Source organism: Dictyobacter sp. Z7_2, from assembly GCF_057551105.1.
In genome coordinates, this window is record NZ_BAAJPE010000002.1 from 3,066,037 (window position 1) to 3,084,700 (window position 18,664).

An 18,664-nucleotide genomic window follows, 5' to 3' on the forward strand; every position below is an offset into this window, starting at 1 on the left:
TTTTTTGCTCTTACAACTGACGAGATAAAGCCAAAAACACAAATTTGAAGCATTAGAAAGATGTCCCATGTCACACAATGAGGCTCCTGCCGAAGTCGTTCTTTTTCATGATGATACCTATCCGTTGGCTTGTTCTCAGGTAATATTAGATCAGTTTCTGCGGGACGTGTGTGAGGGGCTTCCGGTTCGGGTAGTCCGCGCCACCGAATTGGCTGCTCGCTTAGATAAACCATGTGCTCTGTTTATCTCGTTGCATGGAGCCTATTTCCCGAAGCAGGCGTGGTCTGCAATTGAACGGTATCTTATCCGAGGTGGTAAGCAGGCTATTTTGGGAGGCATGCCCTTTACTCGTCCGGTTCGTGAGGATGGAACTATCGAACCGGAGCAGCAGACATATACCGATCGTCTGTGTCTGGGTCCCTTCTTTGAACTCGATCTTCCAGCTGAACACTTGTGTATGACGGCATCTCGTGATGCTGCGTTCCTGAGCGGGAGCGGCTTCTTGCTATCCCAAGAGCAACAAGGAACGTTCTGGTCTTTTTATCCTAAATGTACGCAGGTAGATGATCATCCTGAGGATATGGGTTCGTCTGGTCCCCTTGATACGGTGATCACGCCGTTACTTTTTGCCGATGCTCACGCTTCTAGCGCCAGCGAAGGTTTTCATCTGGCAACGCCTGTGGTTCTGCTGGATCAGCAGTCCGGACTTTTTAAGGGCGGACGTTGGTTGCTCGTGCCCTGGCAACCAGCGTCCGAGCACATTTGGATTGAACAAGCTGCCCTATTACGTCAGCTCCTCTATCTGGCGAGTGAAGAGAGTATTATTTTTGATGTCCATCCCTTGCAGGCTTGCTACCAGCCAGGAGAGGCTCCGACTCTTGTGCTTTCGGCTCGTACGGGGACACTCATTACCACGCACATTCGTGTCTATACGCCAGCTGGTGAGCAACTCACTGCCTTTGAACATCTATTTGAACCCGGGGCTGTGCGGCAGGAGATGCGTCTACAGTTGCCTCCACAGATAGATCCTGGACTCTATAAAGTTGAAGTATCTTATCAGCAAACCGTGGCGCTCTTTCAGGAAACAGGCTTCTGGATCTGGAATCCTGCTCTGGTAGCTCAGACAGCTGGCAAGCGCTTGACGGCTGGGCGTGACTATTTTTATCAGGGCGAACATCCGTTTTTGCTGTTCGGCACAACGTATATGGATAGCCGTGTCCAGCGCAAATTTCTCGACGTGCCCAATCCGGCTCGTTGGGATGCTGATTTCGCCGAGATGAGTCGCTCAGGTGTGAATGTGTTGCGTACAGGTATCTGGTCTGGCTGGCGTAACATCATGCCCATGGTTGGAGTCGCCAACGAAGGAGCACTCAGAGCTCTGGATGCCTTTGTGATGACTGCTTGTACCTATAACTTGCAGCTCATCTTCACTTTTTTCTCCTTCTCACCCCCGCTCTTTGAGGGGATAAATCCCTGGCTTGACCCGCGTTCGCTGGAGGGACAGCAGGATTTCGTGGACGCGATTGTACGTCGCTATGCCGACGTCGAGTTGGTGAGCTGGGATCTGATTAATGAGCCGAGCTTTGGTAATCCCAAAACTATTTTTAGTCAACGTCCATTTCCCAATTATGACCGCTTCGAGCTGAAAGCCTTTCAGGACTGGCTGGCTGAGCACTATACGACTATTGAGGAGCTACAACTACGCTGGCGTCAGTCTCCAAGCGATTTTTCATCCTGGAATCAGGTCCCGCTGCCGCTTGTGGCTGATTATGATACCTACGTGCGTAACAACACTTCTCGTGCGCTGTTTCAGGTGATGGATTATACACGTTTCTCCCAGGATATGTTTAACGCCTGGGCTACCACGATGCGTCAGACCATCCATGCTGCTGGCAGCTTGAGCCTGGTCGGAGTAGGTCAGGACGAAGCTGGAGCACGTATCGCGCCCCAATTTTATGCGGAAGCAGTTGACTATACTACCACCCATCCCTGGTGGAATAACGATGATCTGCTCTGGGATATGGTCATGGATAAGACATTGGAGACGCCCAATATTATCCAGGAGATTGGCATCATGCTGACACGCGACAGCGATATGCGTCCCTGGCGTACCGAGTGGGAGTCTGCAGATCTGTTGGAGCGTAAATTGATCACTGGTCTGGCCGCACGCGGAGCTGGATTGATCCAATGGCTCTGGCACCTCAATGCCGGTATGACAAGCGATAACGAGAACAGCATTGGCCTGCTGCGGCCAGATGGAAGTATCAAGCCCGAGCTGATGACCATGTTGGAGATCGGCCGACTGGTACGTGAACTTGGTCCATCCATCGTCGAGACCGATACTGTCCCCAACGTTTGGCTTATCGCCCCATATTCGCAGTGGTTTCAGCGACCAGATCCAGCCATCGCCGCCACACGACAAGCCATCCGCGTCCTTGGATATGATCTTGGTATCGTCCCACAAGTCATCAACGAATACCATCTTTCCGAGATCGATAGACAACACCATCAACCACGCTATATTATCCTGCCCGCTGTCCAGGTATTATCCCTGGCTGCCTGGCAAGCGTTGCTGAACTTTGTCGCTGCGGGAGCGACTCTGTTGGTCAGCGGTGCTCTCTCGCATGATCAGCATAACCTGTTCACTCATTTTCAATTTAGCGATGATGATACAACTACCGAAGTAGTTAAGACCGTTCCCGTCAGCCGCTTTGAACGCTTGCAGGTGCTCGAAGATCTCAGCAGCCAGTTGATCTTTGATCATGATAAGATTGGTCATATCAGGAAAGCTCATAATCAGCTCATGAGCTATAGCAGAGGTGCAGGGAAAATCTTCTGGTCCGGCCTACCGCTAGAGCTATCAGAAAATTCGCAGGCCACACGACAGGTCTATCAGCATGTCTTGCAAGTGCCATATCAGCATGATAACTGTGAAGATAGCTCACTCTTAATTGTCAAACACGCTCTGGTGGATGCCGAAGTGACCTTCTTCGTGTCTGAAAGTTCAGCGAGTCGTCAGGTGCAGTTGAATGAGCAGGTAGTGATAACTGTGGCTCCCAATCGTGCTGGAGCTGTCATTGTTCGACATGATGGCACACGCAAGCTCTTTGGTGGCGTCATATAATCCCCTCAATTTATGATGCACGCTTGAAGCCACTCACGTTTGTGGTTAAAAAACACGAACGTGAGTGGCTGCTTGGTATCAGGTGGCACGATATCTATCAAGCCTTAATTGCGATATGTTTGAGTGATAGCTTTGCCCAGAGGTGTAAGAATGATAATTTGAGTCGTAGCTTTGTCGCTTGCGAAGAGGGTGATGGCAGGTTGTCCTTGTTCAGTCTGAGTATGTATAATACCGAAGGCTTGATTGCCAGACATTTTTGCTGTATATTGCCACTGAAGCTTTCCTGTTCTGGCATCTAATGTAACTATTTTGTTTCCCTCTCCTAATGAGACACTCACAGTTTTGCCATCGACGGATAGTATACCTACCACAAATTCAGTAAAAGCTTTTTGCCAGATTTCTTTGCCAGATTTTGTGTCGTATGCGTGGACGGTGGTTGGTCCATCTGTATCATGCTCAACATAATAGATGACATCGTTGCTGGCGATGAAAACTGGAATTGGTGATTTGAATAATGGCGTTTGCCCAATTTTTACCCCGGTCATCGCATTTAATGCCAGAATAGATTGTTCTGTTGCTTGTTGGTTGGGCAGGTTTTTGATATACAGGGTATTATCATTAATGTAGACTGCTAATGCTATTCCCGAGTCAACGCTAGCCTTTTCAACGATCGGTTGTGTCCAGAGAAGTTGTTGATTATCCAACTGGATTGCTTCCACTTTAGAAGCATTCCAGACGTAAAGTATGCTGTTGGCCACAGTAAAGTATGAGTTATCTAGAGGGATAGTGTAGGATTGTGCAAGCTTGCCGTTTGAGAGTACGTAGGCGTTAACTTTATGCGTCATACCATCTGCAATATAGAATCTGTCATCGACTATGATTGGGCGTTGCTGTAACGCTGTATTTGTATAGCGTTTTGACCATCGTAAGGAACCATTCGTGTTATTAATAGCGTATTCAGTTGTATTATTTACGATATAAACGGTGTCTCCTTTGATGATGAATGGTATACCCAGAACAGGTTGGTCTGAACCTAACTTGATAGTATACGTCCAGCGAATAACTCCACTTTTGACATCTACACGGACGAGATGTCCATTTATAAATGAATAATAGTCTGGAGACGGAGCTGGAGGGGTTGAATGGCTTGTAGGTACTCTGTTTGCGATGAGTATTGTGAAGACGCTCCCTATAACCAGAGCTGCGACGAGTCCTGAAAGCAGTTGAACCATACGTCGTTTTACGGGTTGTTTCTTTTCTGCATGCTCCAGGAATGGTGCCAGTTGATGCGGAGTCTCTTGCTGCGGCTGTGTGATAACCTCACTTTCTGCAAAGGTATGCGCAAGACGTGTCCTAATCTCTGCCAGGAGCTGTGTGTCATTACGTGTCAGCGTCTGTAAATCATGAATAAGTTGCGTGTCTGTTGCGTCCAGCGTCTCGGCGGTTTGGGATTGAGGGCTGCTTGCTTTGTTCATGAGCAGATCAGTTTGTTCGTCGATCGTTTCGGCTGAGAAGCGTTCTTCGGATGATCTCATTGCTGTTTTCCTTTCGGCTGGAGATAGATTTGGCGTAGATGGTTGAGGGCGCGTGAAAGTAAGACACGCACCACATCATCGCTTTTGTGGAGCCGCAGGGCGATCTCTTTTGAGCGTAAGTCGTATCCAAAGCGCAGGCGTATTATTTCTTGCTGAAGCTCGGATAGATTGGAGAGATTTTCACGCAACTGCGCATGTTCTTCGTGGAGCATGACGATATTTTCTGGCGTTTTTTGCTCGTCTTCGTGGAACAGGTGTGAGATGTTTTCCAGCGATATCGCTGGACGACGAATGCTGCGTCGATAATGATCGACTCCTTTGTTACGTGCAATCCGGCGTAGCCAGGCCACTTGTTCTTGCTCGTTCCAGGTGTTCCAGATTTGATTCTCTAATGCCGCCATAAATACTTCCAGCACCAGATCGCGAGCATCCTCTTGCGAATGGGTGTAGCTGGATACAGCGTTCAAAATGATATGGGCATAGCGATCGTAAAGAAGTGCGAGCGGTGAGTCATCAAATGACATTTTATTCTCTTTGTTATACATACATTATCCTTAACGAAGCCTGCTTCCTGCTATTTATTTATCTGTTTCTTTATCGTTGAGGAGGTGATAAATGTGAATGGCTATGGTAGTATTTCTGTAGAAAGTGAGGTGCTTTTATGTCTTCGATTGATTTAACCTCTATTCCTGTGGTTGATAATCATTGCCATAGTCTCTATCGTATCCAGGGGCCACAAGATATCGGCTCGTGGCGCAAGCACTTGACCGAAGCTCAGGGACTGTCTATGCGGCGAGAGCATGTAGCGACGACTTTATTGTATCGCCGTGTCATGCGTGCGATGGCAGACTTTTTCTCCTGTGCATCAACGGATGAAGCGATTCTGGCCGCACGTAATCAGCAGGATGATCATACGTTGATACAAAATTATTGGCGCGAGGCCAATATCGATGTTTTGTGTCTGGATAAAGGTCATCCACCTCTGGATGAAGTTTTGTCCGAGGCTGATCATGCGCTGCTTGGCAACTGTCGCGTTGCTCCCATGCTGCGTGTGGAGCTGATTATGCAGGCGCTGATCGCTGCTCAGCCAACGCTGGTGGCTGTGATAGAGGGGTTGCGTGCGGCCCTTCAGGATATTCGTGCTCAAGGCTATGTTGCTCTCAAAAGTATTGTGGCATATCGTACGGGTCTGGATATTGCACTGTGGTCGGCGGGCGATGTGCAGGCAGCTTTCGTTGAGGCTCGTCAGGAGGCTAGCGCTAAGGGTTCGGTACGCCTGGGCTATAAGCCTCTACTGGATACTATGTTGCACGTTGTCTTTGAGGAAGCAGCTCGTCAGGAAGTGCCGATCCAATTTCATACCGGCTATGGCGATGAAGATGCAGATATGTTGCTGGCCAATCCTTTGCATCTGCGTGCTGTGCTGCGTGAAAAGAAGTATCAGACGATGCCGGTCGTGCTGCTACACGAGGCGTATCCCTATACGCGGCAGGCGGCCTATCTGGCAGCTATCTATGATAATGTCTATCTGGACCTCTCCTATGGTATCCCGTTTCTCGGCTACAACGAAATGCTTGAGTTTACACGCGCCGCTTTTGACGTGGCGCCATCATCTAAACTCCTCTATAGCTCAGATGGTATTGGCATTCCCGAACTGCACTGGATTAGCGCCCGCGATGGACGTCGTGTGATTGGACAGGTGTTGGGTGAACGTGTTGCCAGTGGTGAATTATCCCAGCCTGAGGCTGAGCAGGTCGGTGTGGCTGTTTTGCGACAGAATGCTTTGCGCCTCTATCAAATCTAGCTATTCTTCTGTCTGAAAAGTGGCTTGTTGGCTGTACTTTTGTGGTTTGCGATGGGCAGTCAGATTTTTGGGAATGCATTTTTGCACAGTCAAAACTACCAGCCACTTGATTCTGCTTTCTCCTCTCAAGTGCTACTTTGGCCAAGGTAGACGACGCACCGAACTGAATTTTTTCACATAATAGATGTAAAATCTACCAGATAGTCACGCTTTTCTTGTCTTTGGTAAAAATGCTTGCTTAGAAACGTGAAAAGAACATGACAAGCATTGATGGTTCGGCGAAGCGTTTCCTCTCCTGGGTGTCTGATTGAAAGATAGATGACCTGTGGCAAACGTTGCTCCAGCAGCGTGTAGGGTATATGCTATCGCGTCTCCTTTGCCACTATTGCTCCAGCAGTGAGTGCAAAGGATAGAAGCTTCGTTCCCATGCAATGTTTCTGTTTAGACACAAGCAGATGGCGCGGACCATCGGTCTGGTTGGCCATATTCGGAGGAGGGTTATGATGCTAACTACTGGTCTGCTACCGTACTCACTTTGTCTTGAATGATGCCCAGAATCACCAGCGAAGTGTCCATAGTTCTTTGTGCTCTATGACACGTTGTTTTTGTGCTACAAATGCGGTGAATTATGCGGGAAACTGTTCCTTTGGATGGATACTTGAAAAGATGAAGTTTGAGTCTTTTTTAGAGCGCTACTACTTCGAGAAGTATCTTCTCGACGTGTGTATTGCCACGATTGAACAAGGTGGCGTCACCTCAAAACTGGATACCTATCAGTTTTTGTCGCCGATTGACGCGTGGGCTGTTCCTAAATATCCGGATAAGACTGTGATACTTTCATCGTGCGCTGATCTGCAACAGGAAATTGCGTCCTTCATTCTCGAGAATGAGGCGTACTTGCGTTATCCTGATTGTTGGCTGGGCACCTGGATTGAGCCCGTGACGCGTAATTGTTATCTCGATATTGCTACGCTGTACTTTTGCCTTGATGATGCAGTACAAGAGGCTCAGGCCTTAAGTAGCCGGGGGCAACGCAAGATTGTTGCTCTCTACGATTTTAAGCGTGGACAGGCGATCTACTTGTGAGTTGTGAAGGAGAAGTTGACGATTGAATAAAGTGTCTATAAGTGCACCCTCGATTGCATTAGTTATTCCCGCCTGGAATGAGGAAGATGCGTTACGTCAGCTCTTGCCAGAGATTCCAGCCGATTTTGTGCGCTGGATTGTGGTGGTTGATAATAATAGTACGGATGCGACGGCTCAGGTTGCCCGGGCGGCAGGAGCGCAGGTTGTCAGCGAGCCGCTACGCGGATATGGTCGGGCATGCCGACGTGGCTTTCAGACGGCTTGCGAGCTGGGAGCAGAGATCGTTGTCTTTATGGATGGTGATGGCAGTGATAATCCTCTCGATTTGCTGGCGATGCTTGATCCTATTCTTGCTGGTACAACCGATTTTGTGATGGGATCACGCGTGGGTGAGCATGCCGAAGCTGGCTCAGTACCTCCACAGGCACGTCTTGGCAACTGGTTGATTAGTCGTCTGGTAAGTCGGATGTACGACGTACGCTTGCATGATATTGGATCGTTCCGGGCTGTGCGTACATCTCTGTTGATGTCTCTGAATATGCAGGAGATGACTTTTGGCTGGCCGGTAGAGATGTTGGTCAAGGCCGGTCGCGCTCGCCATGCCATCGTGGAGGTTCCATTACATTATCGCCGCCGGAGTCATGGGCATTCCAAGGTCTCTGGCACGCTCTGGGGCAGTATCCGCGCTGCCTATTCGATGCTGAGTACGATGGCTCGCTATGCTTGGAAAAGAGATCTGAAGTATGTCTGATGCCGCATTGGTGATTATGGCACGCTATCCCGAACTGGGAAAGGTCAAGACGCGCCTGGCGCAATCTCTTGGTGCCGATAGAACGTTACGAGTGTACCAATCATTCTTGCGTGATCTCGCCGAGCGCTTTGCGGACGGCCATTACGCTCTCCATTGGGCCTATACGCCTGTGGATTGTGACTTCGCTGCCTTTGCTCGCACCCTGGTACCTGAGCGTGAGGTTGCGATGCATGCCTTTCCGCAGCGTGGTCCCGATCTGGGAGATCGTCTCTATCATGCCTTCCAGGAGACGAAGCAGGGTCATTTTGAGCGTACGATTCTGATCAGCTCGGACTCGCCGCAGGTGAGCCGTGAGATTATCTCGCAAGCAGATCAGGCTCTGTCCTCTGCCGATGTGGTCCTGGGGCCAGCCGAAGATGGCGGGTACTATCTGATCGCTATGCGTGAGCCTCATGAGGTCTTCCTCGATATTCCCATGAGTACTGAATATGTGCTTGAAATGACCATTGAGAAAGCTCGGCGCCAGGGTTTACAGGTGGCCTTGCTGGAAACGCTATTCGATATTGATACGCAGTCGGATCTGATGCGCCTGATGGCGTTATTGGACCAAGATGTGACTCTGGCACCGTATACTGCGTCTTGCCTGAGTGAATTGATGAAACGAGGAGTTATCGCATGACGACCGCTATTTCGACCTTACCACGCTCGATTTATCTAGAGCCTACCAGTCGCTGCAACGAATTTTGCCAGCAGTGCCCACGGACGTTGTTGACGCGTGAGGATGATCGTGATCTTACCTATGAGAATTTTCTGACGATCGTGGAGCAATTTCCTGTATTGGATCGTGTGGTCTTGCATGGTCTGGGCGAGCCTCTTCTCAACAAAGAATTGCCACGTATGGTACGTTATCTCAAAGATCGTGGCACATATGTGTTGTTCAACTCCAATGGTATTGCACTGACTGAGTCCCGTGGCCAACAGTTGATCGATGCTGGCCTGGATGAGTATCGCCTTTCGATGGATGGTTCGACACGCGAAACCTATGCTCATGTGCGTGGTGTTGATGCCTTCGATAAAATCTGGCGTAATATCAGCGCCTTTGTGAAGCTGCAACAGGCGCAAGATGCCAGTAAGCCAGCCGTCTCCCTCTGGTTTACGGCGATGCATGAGAATCTCCCAGAGCTTCCAGGATTGGCTGAGAAAGCGGCCGAAAATGGTGTGCGTGAGATTTATTTGCAGCGCCTCGTCTATTTTGAGGAAGGTCTGGCCTCCTCTAATCAGGCGCTCTTTCATCGCTCATCGGCCGAGGAGCTGGCGATTATCCGCCGGACGCATGAGCGCTGCAAGGAGCTTGGCATTAGCTTTAAGGCAGCAGGAGCGGCCTCCCCGCTTGAGAGCGTCGTGCGTGACTTTGGAGAACGTCCCTGGTCTGGATGTCGACGACCATATGAATTGACATATATCACCTCCAGCGGCAATGTCCTCTCCTGCTGCTTCGCCCCATTTGGACATAGGAGCGCGAAAGAGTATCAGGAAGAGCGCGTGCTGGGTAACGTCTTTAAGGAGCCGATTGAGCAGATCTGGAATGGTAATCGCTATCATGGTTTCCGCGATGCTTTTGAGAGCGATCATCCCGCCCGTCATTGTGCACAATGTGGTGTTAATTGGAGCTATTAGAGGTTAATGCAAAACATGTCAACTTTGGAAGTAGCTACATCTGTTCAGCAGGCCCTTGCTGTTCGCCGCCCCGAACAGAGATGGCGTTTCCCGGTCCTTTGTGGCTGTTTGCTCGTGGCGATCGGGTATAACGTCTTTCTGGCTTTTGTCTCACCACCGCCGGATCTGCGAGCGCAATCTGTCATGTTTGTGTGGCTCTGGTTGATAAGTTTTGTTCCGTATCTGGTAGCCAGTATCCTGATCGTGGCTACCAGAGGACCCGTTGGGCGCAAACGTTGGCTTGAGTTGGCCGTTATTCTGGCCGGTGCGCTTGTCTTGCGTGGGCAATTGGTGTTTCTTCAACCAAGCCTCTCGCACGATTCCTGGCGCTATTTGTGGGATGCACGTGTGACTTTGAACGGTTATAGTCCCTACGTGTATCCACCGGGTAGCCCTGCTCTCAAGCATCTTGTCAATATACTCTATCAAAATAGTCGTTTTCGCAATGTTCCGACTATCTATCCTCCAGGAGCGCAGGCGTTCTACCTGATGAGTTATCTGCTGGCCCCGGATAATCTGGTGTTTCTTAAAGGTATCTTTATTGTCTGTGAATTGATTACTATTGCTGGTTTGGCTGTTCTACTGGCCAGAAAAGGACTTGATCCGGCTCGCTGTATTCTTTATGCCTGGTGCCCTCTGCCCATCGTGGAGTTTGCGATCCAGGGACATGTCGATGCTCTGGTCGTGATGTTTATGGTGCTAACGCTTGTCAGTGCTCAGAGCCAACGGCGTGGCGCACGTGTTCTGACTGGTTTCTTTCTTGCTATGGCGACGCTAACCAAGTTATATCCCATTCTCATGTTAGCTGTGGTCTGGCGGCGACGCGATTGGGCTATGGTCGGCACTTGCCTGATTACTATTGCGCTTTCTTATCTTCCTTACATAATTCTGGGAAATGGACAGATTTTTGGCTTCTTCGCTTCCTATGCGAGTGAGCAGAATGCTACCAATGCTGGTTCGGTGACGATGTTAATGTCTTGGCTGAGCTCGTTGTTTGGTTTGCCCCTGTTTGTAACATATCTAGTAGATGTTTTATTCGTTGGGGGTGGCACACTGTTAGTCTGGTTCTGGCGTCAACGTGAACGCATCTCGATGGAAGCGGGGATGCTGGTTTTGATCGGATTGGTATTTCTTGTTTCAACGCATATCTTCCCGTGGTATACGACTGCTCTACTGCCATGGGTTGCCCTGCTGATTGGATCACCTGTATCCGCAGGCTTTACCTGGCACGGACGACCACTGGTGGCGATCATGATATGGTATTTTGTCTGTCTTTCGATTGTGTCTTATCTGGCTGATCTTTTAAATATGTGGGGCTTGTATTATGAAATTGTTTATGATGTAACCTTGCTAGGTCTGGCGTGCGCATGTGTTGTGAATTGGCTCCCTAAGATAGAGATTGTGAGGAGCATAAGTTATGTCAGGAGAAAAAATCGTGCAGAGTAGAGCTGTGGTACCGCCTCCACCCTCATCAGAAGACGAAGACCGTTCCTCTTCTTCCTTTTCTCGTACACGTACAGTGTTGATTTCGATCCCGTTAGCGCTTTTAGCGGGATTGATCGCAGGACTCTGTTCTGTGCTGGTGATGGTGCTGTTACGCTTGTGGGCGGGCATTCCAACGCCGATGGAGCTCTTTGGTGATTACTATCTACAGCAGATTAATGTGAGTACGTTTATCCATTTGTTGATGACTTTCGGGGCGCATGCGAAGACGGAACCGCTTGGTCTGGCTCTTCTGGCCATGCTTGGTATTGGTACTGCACTGGGTATACTTTATGCTGTGCTGGTACGCCTTAAGCTACCCACACAGGGCTATCGCTTAAGGCGTCGTGAGTGGCTGACCGTGCTCGTTTTTGCTCTTGCGATGACGCTGATGGCTGTCATTCTGTTTTGGGAGCAGATTCGTCAGAACAATCTGGGCTTTCCTGTCGATACCTCACGCATTCTTACCATACTGGGATTATTGCTTAGTTTTGGTGTCTATAGCGTGTCACTGGGGCTTATCTATCGTGCCTGGTTGCCCAAATCTTTTCGCGCCCATGCTGATGTCTCTGTGGCGCGGAGAAGGCTGTTGCTGGCTCGCAGTGGTTCGATGGTGTTAGGTCTTGGGGCTGGCCTGGGAGCAGTATCCGCTATCAATGAATTTTTGAAGAATTCTACTGTATATGATGGCATGAAAACGTCATTTCAGAATCATATTATCCATCCTATTACCCCCAACAATGAGCACTATGTTGTCACGCAAAATGTCGTTGATCCTGCTCCCGATATCGATCTCTGGCGCCTGGAGATCACTGGATTGGTGAATAAGCCTGGTAGTTATACGTATGCGGAATTGCAGCAACTCCCATCGACCTCGCGTGCGATCACATTAGAATGCATCGCAAATGGTCTGTCAGATCATCTGATTGGGAACTCTATCTGGCATGGCGTATCATTTAGCTCCCTGCTGGCCCTCCACGGTGGAGCGCAATCGACGGCTCAATATGTAGCTTTCTATAGCATCGATGGCTATACAGTCAGCCAGCCCCTGAAAGATGTCCTTGAGGCTGATACCTTACTGGCATATCGTATGAATGGCGCTGAAATCCCTCATCGCCATGGCTATCCCTTACGTGTCCTGATCCCTGGTCGCTTCGGAGAAGAGAATCCAAAGTGGCTCACACGTATCGCGCTCACGAACGACTTTGTTGGTGGACTCTATGCTAATCAAGGCTGGTACCACGGCCCGCTGCATACAATCAGCCGCATCGATCAGCCGTACCAAACGAGCGTGATCACCGTTGGAGAGACGGTACCTCTGGGCGGGATCGCCTTCGCTGGCAATCGAGGTATCCAAAAAGTTGAAGTGAGCGTCGATGGAGGAACATCCTGGCGCCCGACAACGCTCGATCCAGCGGCTTCCAAAGATAGCTGGGTCTTCTGGAAAGCCACCTGGCGTCCGACGTCCGCAGGTGCTTATACGCTGAAGTGTCGTGCCGTGGATGGGACCGGTACGCCTCAGATCTCGCAAAAGCAAGGAACTGTCCCCAATGGAGCCACTGGATACGATGAAGTGACTGTGGTGGTTAAATAACAATTTTGAGTGCAACAGTGTCAAGCGTAGCGAAGACACCGTAGCGTCGGACGCTTGCGTACGATGTCCCTGTGGCTCGTATGAGACGGCAGGATCTCGGCACACCACGCCGGCGGGCCTGATCATACGTCGAGTGGGACATCGCACGCGAGCGTCCGACGCTACGGTGTCCAAATATGAATCACATCCCCCTGGTGGCGCTTCATTGCTTATCTTGATACGAAATGATATACTAAGACATTATCCCATGCTGTTTATGCGAAATAAGTTATTCCATACGATGTAATTTGTGACGGTGCGCGATGCGGATCATTGTTGGATCGCTGAATGCACAACTAGCACTGTAGGTAGTAATTTGGCACGATGCATTTCCCTCTGGAATGAAGGAGAACAGCGATGGTTGAACATTCGGCCTCAGTTATTGTCAAAGCGCCTCTACATCAAGTTTATGAGCTTTTTACGCACTTCAATGATTTCCCCAAATTTATGGGTTTCGTGGAGGAAGTTACGTATCACGACGAACTGCGCAGCCATTGGGTTGTAAAAGTACTTGGCCGCTATGAGTGGGATGCCGTCAATGAGGATTGGATCCCTGATCAGCAAGTTGGTTGGCGTTCGACACGTGGCCTACAGAATTCTGGTAGGGTCAAGTTTCATCCTCTCGGACCCGGGCGTACTAACGTAGCAGTCTACATTCGCTATACGCCTCCGACCGGTGTGCTGGGCGAGTTGGGACAACATTTTGGAGGAAATGCTTACTTCGATGAGGTCCTCCATAAAGATCTACAACATTTTGCACGTATGGTTGAGGAAGCTCCAATGGGTGCTCTTGATCCGATGTCCTCGCATTATCTTTTCCATGAAGAGAGTGCCACCATGAAGGGCGAGATTACTCCCAGGCAAAAAGCTGTTATGGCTCGCGATCCGATGATGAGCCCGCAGGCGATGGCTGAGCGCAATCAGAGGATTGCCCGGGAAGCGGAAATGAAACAGCGTATCACGGCTGAACAAGCAGCCATTCGTCAGCAGAAGATAGCCCAAGAGCGTCAATTGCATCAAGAGCAGGATGCCATTCTGGCAGAGGAGACGAAAAAGCGTCAGCAGGAACGCCTTGAGCGTGAACTGGCTCAAAGCAAAGCCGACGCGATCCCGTTAGATCCTCGTCATAGCTATGCCGCACGCGCGCGTGGCCTGGGAGATAAGGATGGTTTACGCGCTCGCTTCCCCAATTTCGCGATGGACCCCATGACATCGCGACGTCCCCGTAGGCCATCGACCGGTGTACCGCCTGCACTGAACGTAGCGGCGAAGCCTCGTACTGATGAGTAAATAATCTCTAAACCGTTTTGTCTTCTCTTACGTATCAATATATACAAGAGACCTTGAGATCGTATCGCGCCAGCAGGGCCAGGCGTACCCGTGGATAGGCTCGCTCCAGGCTGATTAACAGTTGAGAGCGAGCCTATCTACTCGAGCGTATCCAGCACCGACTCGCCTGCGATTAAGAGAGAATATCCTCTTGTCATGTGGTTATAGGAGGAGACAGGAATATGTCAGAACATCATGAAACAGTCACGGTTGAGGCTCCGGCCCAGCAAGTATACAAATTTTTCACCCATTTCAACGATTTCCCGAAATTTATGACTTTCGTTAAGGAGGTCACATATATCGATGATCAGAGGAGCCACTGGGTGGCCCAGATCGCTGGTACCCAGGAATGGGATGCCGTCAATGAAAACTGGGAGCAGGATCAGCAGGTCGGTTGGCGCTCGACAGATGGATTGGAGAATAATGGGATTGTCCACTTTACTCCGCTGGATGCCGATAGAACGCGCATCGACGTCTACATCTCCTACACACCGCCAGCGGGCCTACTCGGACAGGCCATCGATAAGCTGAGCACCGAGCATCGCTTCTCCGATGTCTTGCAGCGGGATCTCAACAACTTTGCGAAAATGGTAGAAGCTGCCCCTCCAGGAGCCCTTGATCCTATGCAATCGCATTACCTCTTTCACGAGGACAGCGCAGCCGCGCAAAGCAAATTGACTGCTCAGCAGACAGAGTCGATGCAATCTGATCCCATGATGAGCGAAGAAGCCCTTCAGCGACGTTCAGGAACGCTCCAGAGCCAGCAACAGCAGCAGGAACAAGATCGTCAGCAGCAAGCAGCCACGCTTGAGCAAGAGCGTCAACGTCAGGAGAATGCGGCTCAACAACAGGATCAGGCTCTACGCCGCCAGGCTGAATTAGATGTTGCGCGGCGCTCTGAGGAGATGCAGCAAGAGGTTGCAGAGCCAGTGAGAGAGCTCCATCCAGTCTATGATACTATTGGCGGGCGCAACGCCTCAATGGATCGCACAGCCATTGGAGATCAAGACGGTCGTACCGAACGCTTTCCGGAGCATCATCAAGATCCAATGACCTCGCGAGCTCCCAAAAAAGCCACTCAGGAAGACGAGGAAGCCGTCGAATCCCCCTGGCGAGCCAGCATCCTGGGCACAGATAGCAGTTCTGATGAATCCTCTCACTCTTGACCAGAAGATTTTAATCTGCTATCTCTGATTTTCTCGCTGTTCGTTTCTAACCATCTGCTAACTAGCACAAGCTGGCAGAGCGTGCCAGGAAAAACATGTTCTTATACTATTCGTATGAAATGCTTTTCCTGGATTTTTCATGCCTTAGATGGAGTGATGAATGTATTATTTTGTTGACTGTATTAAACGTTTACACAACTATTGTATATATTCTATAATGTATACAATAAAGTAATCAATATTTAACATTTTTTAAATATTTCAAAAATGAATTTAACATTGTTTTGCTTGACAATTTATATTTATTCTGTTATACACATTCATATAATGTTGTTTGGATTTCGTATAATCCTTCGTTTTTTCTCTCTTTAATGCCAGAAAGAAAGGAAACGGCTTCATGACGGGTAGCGAAGACTTTCATTCTACTCAGACGTTAACCCATGAGGATGCTATTAGTCGTGTGAAGATACTCGCACCAACTATTGGTGAAAGAGCAGCCAACGCTGAAAAACTTCGTCGTCAGCCTGATGAAACTATTGCAGATATTGCAGAAGCAGGTCTGTTACGTATTCTTCTCCCCAAACATTGGGGGGGCTCAGAGCTTGCTTTTGATACCCTTATTGATACGACGATCGAGATAGCTAAATACGATGCATCAGCTGGATGGTGTTATTCTTTTCTAGCCTCTCAACCCTGGTTGCTCTCCTATTTTCCAGCGCCAGCTCAGAAAGATGTCTGGGAGAATACTCCCGATGTAGCCTTAGCGGCAGCAGTCTTTCCTGCTGGGCGTTTTACCCGCGTAGAAAACGGTTTTCAACTGAGTGGTAACTGGCCTTGGATCAGCGGCATCGATTATTGTCAATGGATTATGTTAATGGCAATGCCTGCTGAAATGGATTCTCCTCCGCTTTTATTTTTGCTCCCCAAAGCAGATATTAAAGTTATCGATACCTGGTTTGTTTCAGGATTGAAGGCTAGTGGCAGTAAAAACGCTGTCGTCGAACAAATTTTTATTCCAGCCCATCGCGCTGTGCCCTTTCCTGCTATTCTTGCTGGCAAAACTCCAGGTGGAGCTCTTAATACAGGCCCTAACTACCAGCTTCCCATGATTGCTGCTTTTCCTCTTGGCCTTGTCGGCCCTATTTTAGGCGCAACTATGGGTGCATTTGAACTCTGGAAAGATATGAGCCGGAGTGCGGTTACGGGGCTGACGCGCGAGCAAGTTGCGACAAAAACTCAGCAACAGATTCTTATATCTGCACTTGCAAGTCAGATTGATATGGCTGAACTGCTTTTACGTCGCTGCCTTAACGATATACGCCAGCCTGTTTCTGTAGATGTGCTTGTGCGTCTCCGACGCGACTATGCGACGATTTCCAAGACTTGTGTCGAGGTGATTGAGCAGATTTATCTCCATAGTGGGGGAAAAATCAATTACGAATCTCATCCTTTACAACGTTACTGGCGTGATATTCATGCTATGGCAGCCCATGCTGCGCTTAATTTTGATACTACAAGTGAGTCATACGGTCGTTTCCAGTTACATCTTCAGAGTAACCCGAATGACAGTGTACGTTTCTAATTCTTACATATAATGAGTCCTTATGAGCGTCTAAATTAGAAAGCTTATCTGAGGTTTTATCCTGAAAGTACTACCTTAGCAGAGAACCCTCTATATCTGTTTAGACGCTCTCTATGCCACTCTACTGCGCGTTTTTTCTTTGTAGAGTTTTTTTACCTTTTTGTACATGTATACTAGGAATAAAAAAGAATAGAATAACACGTTAAGCAGTTTCTTTCAATATTTTCACGTATTTTTCAATTGATACGCTTTTTATGTTGAAAAATGCTGTTTGCTATTGCAATACTATCTATCAAATGTTTATGAAATTTAATTTATAGTTGACAATACCTATGGGGTGTGGTATTTTGTAATCATCTAAAGGACGGTCCTTTTGATAGGGTATTGTGTATTAAACATCACTTGCCTCTTGAAAAAGCTTTCTCACAACTTAATCTAGGCGGTGGTTCAAAAAATGGAACAAAAATACACCACCACGCTGAAAATTGTTGAAACTATTCTATCCTCTCACCGTCTGAGCGGTGAACTCGTCACACAAGTAAATAATATTCCTACGCTGAGTGGGGTGTGTGACGTGAAAATCACTGTTGAAAAAGGAAATATAGTTTTTTGCAGTATTCATAATAGTACGAGCTATATATCCGGCCAAGATGCTTTGAAGTTCATCTACTCAAAAGGGAAGCTTGATTGGACGTTAACATCTGTTTTTTCTGCGCCAGCAGAGAAACCAGATGCTGGTCGCATTAGTCCGCAAACGGATCCTGAACAACCTTCTTATTTAAATCCCATTAGATCCGTGCCTCATCCGCGCCAATATTCTAAAGGGAATAGTAGTCCACTACAGTCATACTATAATGAGAATAGTCGCCTTGCGAACCAATACACGCCTGATCCACAGCAGCACTACAATGAGAATGGTCGCCCTGTGAATCAATTTACGCCTCCACCACAGCAATATCATAACGGAAATGGTGGTAGCCCTCCTAATTCGTTTACACCTAACCCCGAACAAGCTCCTTTCTATCAAAAAGGGAATGGTAGTTTGCCTGACCAACAACCTCCGGCTCAAACTCATATTTCCTCATTTCTTAATGAATTGCTTTCTAATGATCAGTTTACAGGAGCCCAGACCGATCCTCATGCGGCCATACCTCCACTTTCGGCACATTCATTTGTTATTTATGAGACAACGATTATTCAAAAAAACCCTTTGCAACAGCCTCATCAAAATGTAATGCAATCCTGGCCTCACTGGCAACGTCAGATTTTTCTTATGCTTGATGGTAAAAGAACCATTCAACAAGTTATTGGCCTTGTTGCCAAAAATCAACCTGAGCGTGCTATTCAAGCTATAAAGGAGATGCTTTCATATGGATACATTACTATTTTATGAATGATATCTGTTTGCGATCTGTTTTGTGTGTAGCATAAAATTTTTATCGAATGAAGAAAAGGA

The 18,664-nt window shown here is 48.5% G+C and carries 14 protein-coding genes; 12 read left to right on the plus strand and 2 right to left on the minus strand.

From position 1 onward, the window contains the following. The first annotated feature begins 67 nt into the window (after positions 1-67). Positions 68-3,124 (plus strand): beta-galactosidase, encoded by a 3,057-nt coding sequence (locus AC27N8_RS26415; protein ID WP_487071024.1) that lies wholly within the window; start codon positions 68-70, stop codon positions 3,122-3,124. A 104-nt stretch (positions 3,125-3,228) separates the two neighbouring features. Here the strand turns inward: AC27N8_RS26415 and AC27N8_RS26420 are convergent, their stop codons facing one another. Continuing rightward, on the minus strand, positions 3,229-4,659 hold the full coding sequence (locus AC27N8_RS26420; protein ID WP_487071026.1) for an outer membrane protein assembly factor BamB family protein: 1,431 nt from the start codon (positions 4,657-4,659) through the stop codon (positions 3,229-3,231). After that, a complete protein-coding gene (locus tag AC27N8_RS26425) occupies positions 4,656-5,183 on the minus strand; it encodes an RNA polymerase sigma factor (RefSeq protein ID WP_487071028.1) in 528 nt (175 codons plus the stop codon). Before AC27N8_RS26425 ends, AC27N8_RS26420 begins: the two co-directional genes overlap by 4 nt. Positions 5,184-5,320: 137 nt before the next feature. Between AC27N8_RS26425 and AC27N8_RS26430 the strand changes: the two genes are divergently transcribed. The 11 genes from AC27N8_RS26430 to AC27N8_RS26480 all read left to right on the plus strand — a co-directional run bounded on the left by AC27N8_RS26430 (position 5,321) and on the right by AC27N8_RS26480 (position 18,601). Further along, entirely contained in the window at positions 5,321-6,463 is a 1,143-nt protein-coding gene (locus AC27N8_RS26430) for an amidohydrolase family protein (RefSeq protein ID WP_487071030.1), read from the plus strand. A gap of 666 nt (positions 6,464-7,129) precedes the next feature. Continuing rightward, positions 7,130-7,549, plus strand: a complete 420-nt coding sequence (locus AC27N8_RS26435; RefSeq protein ID WP_487071032.1) for a hypothetical protein — start codon at positions 7,130-7,132, stop codon at positions 7,547-7,549. Between the two features lie 31 nt (positions 7,550-7,580). After that, a complete protein-coding gene (locus AC27N8_RS26440; protein WP_487074756.1) occupies positions 7,581-8,300 on the plus strand; it encodes a glycosyltransferase family 2 protein in 720 nt (239 codons plus the stop codon). Further along, positions 8,293-8,979 (plus strand): TIGR04282 family arsenosugar biosynthesis glycosyltransferase, encoded by a 687-nt coding sequence (locus AC27N8_RS26445; protein ID WP_487071034.1) that lies wholly within the window; start codon positions 8,293-8,295, stop codon positions 8,977-8,979. Before AC27N8_RS26440 ends, AC27N8_RS26445 begins: the two co-directional genes overlap by 8 nt. Next, complete coding sequence (locus tag AC27N8_RS26450; RefSeq protein WP_487071036.1) at positions 8,976-9,977, plus strand: radical SAM protein; 1,002 nt, start codon at positions 8,976-8,978, stop codon at positions 9,975-9,977. The genes AC27N8_RS26445 and AC27N8_RS26450 overlap by 4 nt, the downstream gene beginning before the upstream one ends. Positions 9,978-9,992: 15 nt before the next feature. Then, entirely contained in the window at positions 9,993-11,462 is a 1,470-nt protein-coding gene (locus AC27N8_RS26455; protein ID WP_487071038.1) for a glycosyltransferase family 87 protein, read from the plus strand. Further along, complete coding sequence (locus AC27N8_RS26460) at positions 11,434-13,092, plus strand: molybdopterin-dependent oxidoreductase (protein ID WP_487071040.1); 1,659 nt, start codon at positions 11,434-11,436, stop codon at positions 13,090-13,092. The genes AC27N8_RS26455 and AC27N8_RS26460 overlap by 29 nt, the downstream gene beginning before the upstream one ends. A gap of 396 nt (positions 13,093-13,488) precedes the next feature. Further along, on the plus strand, positions 13,489-14,421 hold the full coding sequence (locus AC27N8_RS26465; protein ID WP_487071042.1) for an SRPBCC family protein: 933 nt from the start codon (positions 13,489-13,491) through the stop codon (positions 14,419-14,421). Positions 14,422-14,642: 221 nt separating this feature from the next. Beyond that, complete coding sequence (locus AC27N8_RS26470) at positions 14,643-15,626, plus strand: SRPBCC family protein (protein WP_487071044.1); 984 nt, start codon at positions 14,643-14,645, stop codon at positions 15,624-15,626. A 397-nt stretch (positions 15,627-16,023) separates the two neighbouring features. Beyond that, the gene (locus AC27N8_RS26475) at positions 16,024-17,208 is read left to right on the plus strand and encodes an acyl-CoA dehydrogenase family protein (RefSeq protein WP_487071046.1); all 1,185 of its coding nucleotides are present in this window, start codon (positions 16,024-16,026) and stop codon (positions 17,206-17,208) included. A gap of 454 nt (positions 17,209-17,662) precedes the next feature. After that, positions 17,663-18,601, plus strand: coding sequence for a hypothetical protein (locus AC27N8_RS26480; RefSeq protein ID WP_487071048.1), 939 nt, complete (start codon positions 17,663-17,665; stop codon positions 18,599-18,601). Positions 18,602-18,664: the final 63 nt, after the last annotated feature.

Excerpts from the sequence above, each read along its gene's own strand:
- AC27N8_RS26445 (WP_487071034.1), top strand. The coding sequence starts at position 8,293 with ATGTCTGATGCCGCATTGGTGATTATGGCACGCTATCCCGAACTGGGA.
- AC27N8_RS26475 (WP_487071046.1), top strand. The coding sequence starts at position 16,024 with ATGACGGGTAGCGAAGACTTTCATTCTACTCAGACGTTAACCCATGAG.
- AC27N8_RS26420 (WP_487071026.1), bottom strand. The coding sequence starts at position 4,659 with ATGAGATCATCCGAAGAACGCTTCTCAGCCGAAACGATCGACGAACAA.
- AC27N8_RS26460 (WP_487071040.1), top strand. The coding sequence starts at position 11,434 with ATGTCAGGAGAAAAAATCGTGCAGAGTAGAGCTGTGGTACCGCCTCCA.
- AC27N8_RS26465 (WP_487071042.1), top strand. The coding sequence starts at position 13,489 with ATGGTTGAACATTCGGCCTCAGTTATTGTCAAAGCGCCTCTACATCAA.
- AC27N8_RS26470 (WP_487071044.1), top strand. The coding sequence starts at position 14,643 with ATGTCAGAACATCATGAAACAGTCACGGTTGAGGCTCCGGCCCAGCAA.
- AC27N8_RS26480 (WP_487071048.1), top strand. The coding sequence starts at position 17,663 with ATGGAACAAAAATACACCACCACGCTGAAAATTGTTGAAACTATTCTA.
- AC27N8_RS26435 (WP_487071032.1), top strand. The coding sequence starts at position 7,130 with ATGAAGTTTGAGTCTTTTTTAGAGCGCTACTACTTCGAGAAGTATCTT.
- AC27N8_RS26455 (WP_487071038.1), top strand. The coding sequence starts at position 9,993 with ATGTCAACTTTGGAAGTAGCTACATCTGTTCAGCAGGCCCTTGCTGTT.
- AC27N8_RS26450 (WP_487071036.1), top strand. The coding sequence starts at position 8,976 with ATGACGACCGCTATTTCGACCTTACCACGCTCGATTTATCTAGAGCCT.
- AC27N8_RS26415 (WP_487071024.1), top strand. The coding sequence starts at position 68 with ATGTCACACAATGAGGCTCCTGCCGAAGTCGTTCTTTTTCATGATGAT.
- AC27N8_RS26430 (WP_487071030.1), top strand. The coding sequence starts at position 5,321 with ATGTCTTCGATTGATTTAACCTCTATTCCTGTGGTTGATAATCATTGC.
- AC27N8_RS26425 (WP_487071028.1), bottom strand. The coding sequence starts at position 5,183 with ATGTCATTTGATGACTCACCGCTCGCACTTCTTTACGATCGCTATGCC.